The following is an 11,732-nucleotide window of genomic DNA, read 5'->3' as shown; positions in this document are numbered from 1 at the left end:
GGCCAGCGCCGTGTTCCCGGCCCCCAGGATGGTGCCGGTGCCGGTGTGCCCGATCCCGGCGTCGGCGAATGCCCGCACGATCCCGTACACGTCGGTGTTCTGCCCGTGCAGGGTCCCGTCCGGGTGCACCACGATGGTGTTCAGCGCCCCGGTGGTGGTGACCAGGTCGGTGACGCTGTCCATGTGGCCGATGAACACGTCCTTCAGCGGCATGGTGACCGAGCAGCCGGCCCAGCCGCCGGCGCGCAGCCCGGCGGCGAAGTCCGGCGCGTCGGCCGGGTCCAGTTCCAGGCGCTGGTAGTCCAGGTCCACGCCGAGCAGCCGGTAGGCGGCGCGGTGCAGCTGCGGGGACTTGGAGTGGCTGATGGGCTTGCCCAGGACTGCGGCCTTCACGGTTACCTCACTGTCGGTGGCTTGCGCGTTGTTCTTCGGTGGCGATGGAGCCTAGCACTGCCCCGGGTTGGCCTGGCACCAGTCGCGGAACTCCTGCTGGTAGCGCTGGTGCTCCTGGTAGGTGCGGGCGAACTTGGTTTCCCCGGTGGCGATGTTCACCGTCACCCAGTAGTAGAAGTCGTTCTCCTGCGGGTTCACGGCCGCGGCGATCGCCGAGTCGGCCGGGGAGCCGATCGGGGTGGGCGGCAGCCCGCGGTGCACGTAGGTGTTGTACGGGTTGGACTTATCGGCCTTCTCCTGCTTGGAGAACTGCAGGGTGTAGCGGTCCAGCCCGTAGATCACCGCGGAGTCCACCTGCAGCAGCCCATGGGTCTGGTCGTTCTGCTCGGACAGCCGGTTGTTCAGTGCGCCGGCGACCACCGCGTAGTCCTTCGGCTGGGCTTCGGCCTGCAGGATCGAGGCGATCTTCAGCACCCGGTAGCCCTGGGTCGGGTCGTTCACCCCGTGCTCGGCCAGGGTGGCGGTGGTGGAGTCCACCAGCTGGCGCAGCACCTCTTCGGCGCTGGTGTCCAGGGCGAAGCGGTATTCGCCCGGGTGCAGGTAGCCCTCCAGGTTCTTCGCCTCCCCGGGCAGCCCGAAGCGTTCGGGGTCGTTGGCCAGCTCGGTCAGTTCCTTCAGCTCCAGCCCCGAGCCCTTGGCGATTTCCTCCAGGGCCGCGTTCAGGCGCATGTTCTGCTTCAGGCCCACGTAGAAGACCTTGTCCGGGCGGTTGTCCACCATCAGGTCCACGGCCTCGGCGGCCGGCAGCTGCTTTTGCAGCACATAGGTGCCCGGGTGGATAACCTTGTTCCCGGCCGCGGAGGCGTCCATGGCCTTGACGAACAGCTTGTCGTCGGAGACGACGTCCAGCTCCTCGAGCTTGCGGGAGATGATCCCCACGCCCCAGCCGTCCTCCACGACGAATTCGACCTGCGCCCCGCCGGGGCCGGGATAGTCATCGGGGTTGAACGCCTTGTAGATGCCGCGCACGGTGAACCCGGCGCCGGCCACGACCAGCGCGAAGATCAGCACGGTGGCGGCCATCACCAGGTTGCGCCGGCGCTTGCTGCGCTGGCGCCGGGCCCTCACCTGGGATTCGGGTTCCTCCTGGTACAGGTGCGCGGCCGCAACCGGCGCGCTGATCCCGGCGGCCGGATCCCCGGCCGGCTGCGCCTCGTCCTGGCGCACGTGGTGCCCGTGGTGGGGGGTCTGCCACGGCGCCGGCTCGGCGGCGTCGAACTGGGTGGTGTTCGCCGCGGCCAGGGCCAGCTCGTCGGCGGAGGTGTGTTCGTTGCTCAGGGCGGGGGCGGGCAGGGAGGCGCCGATGATTTCCGGCTGCCCCGGGGTCGGCAGCCCGCCGGGGGCGCCGTCCAGGAACCGCTGGTGCAGTTCCTGGCGTGCCTGGCGTTGTGCTTCCCGTCGAGATTCGTCTCGCATTGGGCTCTCTCCTGCGTCGGATGGGGGCTGGGGCATCAGCGGATGACGACCCGGCTGGCCTGGATGGGCACCTGGTTGTGCTTGCGGTCCAGGACCTGTTGCAGTATTTCCACGGCGGCCGCCTGGTCCACCACCTCGCGGTGGCTGCGGGACTTGCGTCCGGCCTCATGCAGCGCCCGGTGCGCGCTGACCGTGCTCAGCCGTTCGTCGATCAGCCACACGCCGAGCTCGATCCCCGCCTCGTGGGCCTCCTCGGCCAGCGAGATGGCGTAGTCACGGGCCATTTTCGTGGATTCGGTGGCGTTGCCGGACAGCGACTTCGGCTCCCCAATGTACACGTCGGTAACTTGGCGATCAAGCACCATTTTCAGCAGGATCCGCCGGTCCGAGTTCTTCTTCACATCCCGGCGCAGCGTGGACACCGGCAGCGCCAGCCCGGAATCGGCCTGGGCGACGGCCACCCCCACCCGGGCCGCGCCCACGTCCACGCCCAGCAGCGCGCCGGGGCAGGCCCCCGCCGGTTTCTCGGCGGGGGCCTGCTGACCGGCGGCGTGCCCCGGCTCGGGCACCTGGTGCGGATCAGGCATTGGCCACGGCCGAACGGATCGCCTCCAGGGCCGGGCCGATCTTCGACGCGTCCTTGCCCCCGCCCTGGGCCATGTCGTCCTTGCCGCCGCCACCGCCGCCAAGCACCCCGGTCGCGGTGCGCACCTGCGCGCCGGCCTTGTGCCCGGCCGCGCGGGCGGCCTTATTCGTGGCGGCCAGCACCAGCGGGCGTCCGCCGGCCACGCCGATCAGCACGATCACCGCCGGCTCGCTGCCCAGCTTGCCGCGCAGATCCAGGGCCAGGGTGCGCAGCGCATCGGCCGAATCCACGGCGCCGGCGTCGTGGGCCAGCAGCTTCACGCCGCCCACCTGCTGCACCGAGTCCAGCAGCCCCTGGGCCTGGGCCAGCAGCGCGGCGGCCTTCAGCTCGGAGATCTGCTTCTCGGCGGCCTTCAACTTCGCCACGGTCTCGTTCACGCGCTCGGTGACCTGCCCGGAGGGCACCTTGAACATCGTGGACAGCTCGTTGACCAGGGCGCGCTCGGCGGCCCCGTGCTTGAACGCCTCCATGCCCACCAGTGCCTCGACGCGGCGGTTGCCCGAACCGACCGAGGCCTCCGAAAGCAGGGTCAGCTGCCCGATGGTGGCGGTGGAGCCCACGTGGGTGCCGCCGCACAGTTCGCGCGACCAGTCCCCGTTCATCTCCACCACGCGCACCTGGTTGCCGTACTTCTCCCCGAACAGCCCGATCGCGCCGCGGGCCTTGGCCTCGGACAGGGCCATCTCGTTGGTGATCACGTTGTGGTTGGCCAGGATCGCCAGGTTCACCACTTCCTCGATCTCCAGGCGGGCCTCGGCCGAAAGCTGCTCGGCCCAGGAGAAGTCAAAGCGCAGGTAGCCGGCCTTGTTGAATGACCCGGCCTGGGTGGCTTCCTGGCCCAGCAGCTGGCGCAGCGCGGCGTGCACCAGGTGGGTGGCCGAGTGGGCCTGCTCCCCGGAGTGGCGGCGGATCGCATCGACCTGGGTGCGCACCAGCGCCTCGGCCGGCAGCTCGCCCTCGCGCACCACGGCCTTGTGCACGTTCAGGCCCTTGAGCGGGGCCTGCACGTCGGTGACCTCCAGCACGAAGCCGTCACCGGTGATCAGCCCCACGTCCCCGGCCTGGCCGCCGGCCTCGGCGTAGAACGGGGTCTCATCGAGCACCAGGTCGATCTGCTGGCCCTGCTCGGCGAACGGCACCAGCTGCCCGTCGCGCACGATCCCGCGGATCTTGGATTCACCCTCCAGGGTGTCGTAGCCGGTGAAGTGCACCGAACCGGCCTCGGCCAGCTTGTTGTACAGCGACAAATCCGCGTGCCCGGACTTCTTGGCCTTCGCGTCCTTCTGCGCGCGGGTGCGCTGTTCGCTCATCAGCTCGCGGAAACGGGACTCGTCCACGGCCAGCCCGGCCTCGGAGGCGATCTCCAGGGTCAGGTCGATCGGGAAGCCGTAAGTGTCGTGCAGCGCGAACGCCTCGTCCCCGGACAGGTTGGCGCCCTCGGCCTTGGCGTGGGCCAGGGCCTCATCCAGCCGGGTGGTGCCCGAGGCGATGGTGCGGCGGAAGGCGCGCTCCTCGGCGTAGGCGATCCGGGCGATGCGCTCGAAGTCGGCCTCCACCTCCGGGTAGACGCCCTTCATCGCGTCGCGGGAGACCGGCAGCAGCTGGGGCAGCACCTCGGATTCGACGCCCATCAGGCGCATGGCGCGCACGGCGCGGCGGATCAGGCGGCGCAGCACGTAGCCGCGGCCCTCGTTGCCGGGGGTGACCCCGTCGGAGATCAGCATCAGGGCGCTGCGGATGTGGTCGGCGATCATGCGCAGGCGCACGTCGTTGGCGTGGTTCGGGTCCGCCGGGTCCTCGGTGGAGGTGTAGCGCACCTGGGCCAGGGCGGCGGCGCGGTCCAGCACCGGGCGCACCTGGTCGGTCTCGTACATGTTCTCCACGCCCTGCAGGATCATCGCCAGGCGCTCCAGGCCCAGCCCGGTGTCGATGTTGCGCTTGGGCAGCTCACCGGCCACGTCGAAGTCGGTCTTCGAGCGCACCGCCGAAAGCCGGTACTGCATGAACACCAGGTTCCAGATCTCGATGTACCGGGTCTCGTCGACCGCCGGGCCGCCCTCCATGCCGTATTCGGGGCCGCGGTCGTAGTAGATCTCCGAGCAGGGGCCGCCGGGGCCGGGCTGGCCGGTGTTCCAGTAGTTGTCTTCCTTGCCGGTGCCCACGACCCGCTCGCGCGGCAGGCCGATCTTCTCTTCCCAGATGCGCCGGGCTTCCTCGTCGCGCTCTTCGCCGTCCTCGTAGACGGTGACCCACAGCCGCTGCGGGTCCAGCCCGTAGCCGCCCTCGGCGACCGGGTTGGTCAGCAGCTCCCAGGCGAAGGTGATCGCCTCTTCCTTGAAGTAGTCCCCGAAGGAGAAGTTGCCGCACATCTGGAAGAAGGTGCCGTGGCGCACGGTCTTGCCGACCTCTTCGATGTCCGCGGTGCGGATGCACTTCTGCACGGAAGTGGCCCGGCTGTAGGGCGGTTCCTCCACGGCGGTCAGGTAGGGGATGAACGGGACCATGCCGGCCACCGTGAACAGCAGTGACGGGTCGGTGGAGACCAGCGAGGCGCTGGGAACCGCGGTGTGACCCTTCGAAACGAAAAAGTCGATCCAGCGGCGGGCAATTTCCTGCGTTTTCATCGTGCTGAGGACGATCCCTTCATAGTGTTCTCTTCCACGCCCAACGCGGAGCGCAGTTCCTGTTCGCGGCTGTGCATGCCCTCACGGAAGGCGGCGGCCACATCCGCGATGTTGTCGGCGTACCTGCCCACCTGCCGGTTCAGCGCGCTGCCGGAGGAGATATCGGTGTACTTCCGGGTGGCCAGGATGCCCACGCCGACACCAATGGCGACCCACATCAGCTTCTTCATGCCTGACTCCTAACGGCTGCGGCGGCCGGTGCCGCGCGGCTTGGTGTTCATCGCGGCCTTCACCCCGGAGGTGAAGGCGGCGACCTTGATCAGCGGCTTGCCCAGGGTGGCGGCCGCCAGCGAGGACAGCGCCGAGGCGTTCGCGGTGGCGTCCGAAACGTTGGAGGTGATCGCGTCGACCTTCTTCAGCTGGTCGTTCGTGGTGGCCACGGTGTTGGCCACTTCCCCGATCAGCGGGGTGGTGCCGTCGGACAGGTCCTTGATCGAGTCGCGCAGCTCATCGAAAACCTTTCCCAACTTGATGATGGGGACCGCCAGCAACGCCACCAGGATGGCGAAGACGCCGGCGGCGATGAGACCTGCAATATCCGAACCCGACATGAGCTTCCTCTTCTGCTGTTGTTCTTCGGTGCCAGTCCACCTTATCGAACCGATTGGCCGAACAGGTAGTTAAGGACCGATGGCCCGCAACCGTGGACGGTTGCGGGCCATCGGCGCACACGTGGCGGGTGGCCTAGCGTGCGTAGTACTCGACCACGAGGTTCTCTTCGCAGGTCACCGGGATCTCCGAGCGCTCGGGCAGGCGCACGTAGGTGGCCTGCAGCGATTCCAGCTTCACGTCCAGGTAGCCCGGAACGGCCGGCAGCACCTGTGCGTGCTCGCCAGCGGCGGCCATCTGGAACGGAACCATCTTCTCGCTCTTCTCGTGAACGTGGATCACCTGACCCGGCTTCACCTTGAACGAGGGGCGGTCCACACGCTGGCCGTTGACCATGATGTGGCGGTGCACGACCAGCTGGCGGGCCTGCTGGATGGTGCGGGCGAAGCCGGCACGCAGCACCAGGGCGTCCAGGCGGGACTCGAGCAGGGCCAGCAGGTTGCCGCCGGTCTCCCCGCCAAGGCGCTTGGCTTCCTTGAAGGCGTTGAGCATCTGGACTTCGCGGATGCCGTACTGGGCGCGCAGACGCTGCTTCTCGCGCAGACGCACTGCGTAGTCGCTGTCCTGCTTCTTGCGGGCACGACCATGCTGACCGGGGCCGTACGGACGGCGCTCCATGTACTTCTCAGCCTTCGGGGTCAGTGCAATGCCAAGTGCGCGCGACAGGCGCACGGTACGGCGGGCACGGGCGTTAGCCATAAATGTGTCCTCTTCTGTTTAGCGACGGATGGTAACTGGCCTCCAGGGTGGAGAGTGGTGGGGCGTCGCATCCCGGTGAGCACTGCAACCACGCCCGAGGGCGCGGCTTGCCAGCCAAGGATCAAGTTTACACCCTTCACCCCGGCCCGTGGGCCTCGCGGCGGATCGGGCCGGCGGGGTGTAAGCAAGCTCGCATCCGAGCGCGGTCGGGACGCGGGTGGACTGCGGACCCGGGGGTCGGCGGGCTCCGGGCCGGTTCAGCGCTTGCCGCGGATGATCGCCCGCAGCCGGGCCAGCCGGTCGGCGATCGGCTTCTCCGCGCCGTTGGCGGTGGGTGTGTAGTAGTTCACCCCGGCCAAGTCATCGGGGGCGTACTGCTGGGTGGCGATCGAATGCGGGGCGTCGTGGGAGTAGATGTAACCCACGCCGTGCCCCAGCGCCTTGGCCCCCGGGTAGTGGGCGTCGCGCAGGTGGTCGGGCACCTTCGCGCCCTTGCCGGCCTGCACGTCGGCCAGCGCCTGGTTGATGGCCAGGTAGGAGGCGTTGGACTTCGGTGCGGTGGCCAGGTGCACGGTCGCCTGCCCGAGCATGATCCGCGCCTCGGGCATCCCGGTCAGCTGCACCGACTGGGCGGCGGCCACCGCCAGCGGCAGCGCGGTGGGATCGGCCATCCCGATGTCCTCGCTGGCGCTGATCATCAGCCGCCGGGCGATGAAGCGCGGGTCCTCCCCCGCATGCAGCATCCGGGCCAGGTAGTGCAGCGCCGCGTCCACGTCCGAGCCGCGGATCGACTTGATGAACGCGCTGATGATGTCGTAGTGCTGGTCCCCGTCCCGGTCGTAGCGGGCCACCGCCTGGTCCATGGCCAGGTGCACGTGCCCCTCCTCGATCACCACCGGCGGCCGCGGGTTTGGCCCGGCCGCGTTCCAGGCCACCGCGGCGGCCGCCTCCAGCACGGTCAGCGCGCGGCGGGCATCGCCCTGGGCCAGGCGCACGATCGTCTCCCGCTGCTCATCGGGCAGCGCCACCTCATCGTTGAACCCGCGTTCATCGGCCACCGCGCGGGTGAGCAGGGCGGTGATGTCCCCTTCCTCCAGCGGACGCAGGGTCAGCAGCAGCGAGCGCGAAAGCAGCGGGGAAATGACCGAGAACGACGGGTTTTCGGTGGTCGCGGCCACCAGCACCACCTGGCGGTTCTCCACCCCGGGCAGCAGCGCATCCTGCTGGGCCTTGTTGAAGCGGTGGATCTCATCGAGGAACAGGACCGTGGTCATCCCGCGCAGGTCCCGGTCGTCCTTGGCCTGCTCCATCACCCGGCGCACATCCTTCACCCCGGCGGTGATCGCCGAAAGCTCCACGAACTTGCGGTCCGTGGCCCGGGCGATCACGTGCGCGATGGTGGTCTTGCCGATCCCCGGCGGGCCGTAGAGGATCACGCTGGCCGGACCGGAGGGCCCGGTGGACGGGGACTCGGCCAGCTGGCGCAGCGGGGAGCCGGGACCGAGCAGGTGCTGCTGGCCGACCAGCTCATCAAGGGTGCGCGGGCGCATCCGCACCGCCAGTGGGGGCCGCGGGCGTTTGACCGGTTCATCGTTCAGCCCATCGAGCAAATCGTTCACCACTCCACCCTACCGATACTCTGGTAGGGGCAGCCACCGGGGCCCACCCGCCCCGGCCGCCGCGGATCACCCGCGCGGCCTGCCCGCAGCTCAGCCGCGGAATCAGCGGTGGAACCAGCCGCCAGAAGCAATACCAAGCGAAGGGACAGTATGCGCGCCGTTGTGCAAGTAGCCAGCCAGGCCAAGGTCGAGGTGGAGGGGACGGTGGTCGGTGAACTGGGCGCCCCGGGACTGGTGGTGCTGCTGGGCATCACCCACGAGGACGACCAGGTCACCGCGCGCAAGGTCGCCGAGAAAATTTACCGGCTGCGCATCCTGGAGGGGGAAACCAGCGCCGAATCCCAGAACGCGCCGCTGCTGGTGATCAGCCAGTTCACGCTCTACGGCTCGGTGCGCAAGGGCCGGCGCCCATCCTGGACGCAGGCCGCCGGCGGGGCGCACAGCGAACCGCTGTACAACTACTTCGTCTCCTACCTGCGCGAGCTGGGCGCAGAGATCGCCACCGGGCGCTTCGGGGCGATGATGGAGGTTTCGCTGACCAACTCCGGTCCGGTGACCCTGCTGGTGGATTCGGCCGACCTGCCCTAACCTCCGGCTCCCGGCACTGCCCGGGCCATGTCCAGGCCTTGTCCGTGCAGCGCTGCACGGACCGTGCGGGGCCAGGCCTGCTCGACCGACTCCAGAGGTCGGGCTCGTGTGGGCGGGTACCCAGGAACGGACTCATGGGACGGGCACTCGTGGGTGGGTAGGCGGGGGACCCCACAAATAGTTATCCACAATTTTCAGGCCGCCACCCCACAGCGTGCCCGCAGCGGGCACGCTGGGAGGCATGAACACGCAATCACTGGCCACGGCGCTTGCCACGCTGCGCCGCGCCTCCACCGAGCTGGGCAGCCGGCTCTCGGCAGGCATGATCCTGGAACTGGGTCGCCTGTGCCTTGCGCTGTTCACCGCCCTGGGCCGTCTGGTGCACTGCCACCACGATCCGCGCCTGGTGCTGGCCCACGCCAAGCTCGTTGAACAGTTCGCCTGGCTGATCCACGGCGAGCAGCTGGAAGTGGCGCTGGACGCCGAACTGGCCGGCGCGCACTCGCTGACTTTGCAGGAGTACGACGCCCTGGCCGCGGGCACCACCAACTTCCAGTCCCCGGCCCAACGGGTGCGCGGGCGCACCTGCTACAAGGACACCGCGAACCTGCTGGCCGCGTGGCTGAACATCGACTATCACGAGGCGGCCGGACGCATCGCCGACGCCCACCGGCTGGTGGGGCGGCGGACCATGGAGGGCACCCGCTGCAATCCGCGCTTCGAACGGCTGGCCGGGGTGTACCGCGACCCATCGATCGACCGGCGGCAGGTGGCGCAGGCAGCCCGCGCCCTGGACAGGCTTGAGGCCCCGGATGAAATCTTCAACGGGGTGGATACCGCACTGACCGCCACCGCCCAGGACGGGCTGCTGCTGGAGGAGCACGCGGCCGCGATCCTGCGCGCTGAGGAGCAGCGCACCGCGAAGAAGAAGCTCGGCGCCCTGGTCACCGAGTACCGGGAAGCCAACGGGGAGAACATCCCGCCGGAGCTGGGCCTGTTTGTGCGGCCCACCCGCCACGGGGTGCAGGAGTTTGTGATCCGCGCCGTGGGAGCGGACGCCGAACGCATTCGCTCGCTGATCGCGCAGGCCGATAACTGGCGTACCCAGGCCGGAACCGCGGCCCGTATCGCCGCCGACGGCGCCGCCGCGCAGGCCAGCGGCACCGGTTCGGCCAAGGACCGGGGCACGACGGGGAAGGAACTGGATTCCGGCAACCAGCCGGCACCATCGGCCCCCGCTGGCCCCAGCGAGGCGAAAGGCAGGGCAGCATCCCCGGCGGCCACACCAACCAATGGGATAGCCGGAGCGGACGGGGCAGCGGATCCGACTCCCCTGGTCCCGGATCCGGACTGGCTGCGCACCGACCAGCCACCGCCGCAGTGGGCCGTTGAGCCCGACGCCGGTCCCCCAGCAGCAAGCGATCCGGCTCAAGCTCCCCCGGCACCGGCAGCAGCCCACACACCAGAACCGGACTTCACGGCGCCGGAGGTCAGCGCCGCACGTCGCCGACTGAACGCCCTGGTGGCCCTGCTGTCGCAAAGCATGGACGGAACCGGCAAGACCAAGACCGTCACCCCCGAAGTGGTGGTGCACCTGGACTATGACAGCCTGCTGAATCTGGCTCAAGCCAAGGGCGTCACCGCCCACGGCCAGCGGATCGGGGCCACGAAACTGCGCCTCCTGTTGTGCCAGGCACGCCTGATCCCGATGATGTTCAACTCCCTGGGGCAGGTGCTGGACGTTGGCAGATCCCAAAGGCTGTACAACACGGTGCAGCGCAAGATCATCATCGCCAGGGACGGGGGCTGCATTGTGCCCGGATGCACGGTGCCCCCGGAACTGGTGGAGGCCCACCACTACGAAGACGGGGGCTGGGCCGGAGGCTGTCCGACCAGTGTGGACAAGGGCGCCGGCGCCTGCAAGGGACACCACGCCGATGTGCATGCCGGATTGTTCAAGATCATCCGGTACAAGGGACTGCCCCATGTGCTGTATCCCAAGCACATCGACCCATTGCAGATTCCGCGGCGCAACACCTATTGGAAGGCTGCCTAAGCCGGCGTTCACCGTCCCCCCGGGCCGGTCACCAAGCCCCGCGCATCAGGCATCTATGGACCGGCCAGCCGCTCAGCCCGGCTGCCCCTGTTCCTGCGCACGGTGTGCCTCTGGTACCTGCACCGCGACGATGCGGGTCAGGCGGTCGAAGGCCAGCAGGTAGTGCGCCAGCGCTTCGCGTCCCCGGGAGGTCAGCTCGTAGACCTTGCGGCCGGGCCCACCGCTGCCTTCCTCCCAGGAAGCCGCAACCTCCCCGCGCTCCTCGAGCTTGGCCAACGCCGGATACAGGGTGGCCCCCTTGACCGGATCCAGGCCACGCTGCTGCAGCGCCTTGCCCAGCGCGTAGCCGTGGCGTCGGCCCTGCTGCAGCTCGCTCAGCAGCAGCAGGGGCAGGACAGCGCGTTGCCAGGAGCCCGGCAGCTCGGGGCGCGCCTCAGTCATCGTGCCCGCCCAGTGCTCGTTCCCGGGCGGCAGCGTCCTGGCGTCGCCGCCTCGCAATGCTGGCAATGGCCTGCTGGCGGCGGTGCGGCATCAGGTCGCGCAGCATCAGGATCAACAGCATCAGCCAGGCGGCGCTCATGACCCAGGCGCCAAAGCCGGGCCCCTCATCGAACCACGTGGTGAGGATGATCCAGCCGTAGAACACCAGCGTCACGGTCAGCGCCAGGCTGCGCAGCCGCAGCTGCCGCACGATCGAGGACCGGCAGGTGGCTGCCAGGATCGTAGCGTAGCCGGCGACCGGCCCAAATTCCCGTCGCGCGCCGCCCTCGGCACGCCTGCTCAGTGGCGGCTCGCCCTTACCCTCGGCATCCTGCTGCTTCAGGTGGGCGCGCAGCTGCGCCACTTCGGCGCGTGCCTGGGCGCGGGTGAAGAGGTAGCGTCCGCGCAGGATTCGCTCCAGGGCGGTGAACCACTGCTCGTCGCCGAGCACCGGATCGTCCTGCGCCGCCGGTTCGCGCCGC

Annotated in this window: 12 protein-coding genes; 2 read left to right on the top strand and 10 right to left on the bottom strand. The window is 69.2% G+C overall.

Annotated elements, in window-relative coordinates:
• The 8 genes from RCJ92_RS12905 to RCJ92_RS12870 all read right to left on the bottom strand — a co-directional run.
• On the bottom strand, positions 1-393 hold a 393-nt coding region (locus RCJ92_RS12905; protein WP_446754766.1), incomplete at its 3' end, for a shikimate dehydrogenase family protein.
• A gap of 51 nt (positions 394-444) precedes the next feature.
• Positions 445-1,869 carry an endolytic transglycosylase MltG gene (mltG, locus tag RCJ92_RS12900; protein WP_446754765.1) on the bottom strand — a complete coding sequence of 475 codons (1,425 nt, stop codon included), beginning with the start codon at positions 1,867-1,869 and terminating at the stop codon, positions 445-447.
• Between the two features lie 35 nt (positions 1,870-1,904).
• Complete coding sequence (gene ruvX / locus RCJ92_RS12895) at positions 1,905-2,456, bottom strand: Holliday junction resolvase RuvX (RefSeq protein ID WP_446754764.1); 552 nt, start codon at positions 2,454-2,456, stop codon at positions 1,905-1,907.
• The gene (gene alaS / locus RCJ92_RS12890; protein WP_446754763.1) at positions 2,449-5,139 is read right to left on the bottom strand and encodes an alanine--tRNA ligase; all 2,691 of its coding nucleotides are present in this window, start codon (positions 5,137-5,139) and stop codon (positions 2,449-2,451) included. The genes ruvX and alaS overlap by 8 nt, the downstream gene beginning before the upstream one ends.
• Complete coding sequence (locus RCJ92_RS12885; RefSeq protein ID WP_446754762.1) at positions 5,136-5,369, bottom strand: hypothetical protein; 234 nt, start codon at positions 5,367-5,369, stop codon at positions 5,136-5,138. The genes alaS and RCJ92_RS12885 overlap by 4 nt, the downstream gene beginning before the upstream one ends.
• A 9-nt stretch (positions 5,370-5,378) precedes the next feature.
• Positions 5,379-5,750: a DUF948 domain-containing protein gene (locus tag RCJ92_RS12880; protein ID WP_054821639.1), complete on the bottom strand. Its 372-nt coding sequence runs from the start codon at positions 5,748-5,750 to the stop codon at positions 5,379-5,381.
• A gap of 133 nt (positions 5,751-5,883) precedes the next feature.
• A complete protein-coding gene (gene rpsD, locus RCJ92_RS12875) occupies positions 5,884-6,507 on the bottom strand; it encodes a 30S ribosomal protein S4 (protein ID WP_138174096.1) in 624 nt (207 codons plus the stop codon).
• Between the two features lie 257 nt (positions 6,508-6,764).
• Complete coding sequence (locus RCJ92_RS12870; RefSeq protein WP_246049458.1) at positions 6,765-8,126, bottom strand: replication-associated recombination protein A; 1,362 nt, start codon at positions 8,124-8,126, stop codon at positions 6,765-6,767.
• A 150-nt stretch (positions 8,127-8,276) separates the two neighbouring features.
• On the opposite strand from RCJ92_RS12870, the gene dtd reads away from it, so the two are divergent.
• The gene (dtd, locus tag RCJ92_RS12865; RefSeq protein ID WP_446754761.1) at positions 8,277-8,714 is read left to right on the top strand and encodes a D-aminoacyl-tRNA deacylase; all 438 of its coding nucleotides are present in this window, start codon (positions 8,277-8,279) and stop codon (positions 8,712-8,714) included.
• Positions 8,715-8,955: 241 nt separating this feature from the next.
• Positions 8,956-10,770, top strand: a complete 1,815-nt coding sequence (locus RCJ92_RS12860; RefSeq protein WP_446754760.1) for a DUF222 domain-containing protein — start codon at positions 8,956-8,958, stop codon at positions 10,768-10,770.
• Positions 10,771-10,842: 72 nt separating this feature from the next.
• On the opposite strand, the gene RCJ92_RS12855 is transcribed toward RCJ92_RS12860, so the two are convergent.
• Both RCJ92_RS12855 and RCJ92_RS12850 read right to left on the bottom strand, forming a co-directional pair.
• Positions 10,843-11,211 (bottom strand): PadR family transcriptional regulator, encoded by a 369-nt coding sequence (locus tag RCJ92_RS12855; protein ID WP_138926258.1) that lies wholly within the window; start codon positions 11,209-11,211, stop codon positions 10,843-10,845.
• A partial coding sequence (locus RCJ92_RS12850; RefSeq protein ID WP_446754759.1) for a hypothetical protein occupies positions 11,204-11,732 on the bottom strand: 529 nt, incomplete at its 5' end. The genes RCJ92_RS12855 and RCJ92_RS12850, both read right to left, overlap by 8 nt.

This window comes from Glutamicibacter sp. BSL13 (assembly GCF_052928425.1).
This window is presented reverse-complemented; position numbering and strand designations above follow the sequence as displayed.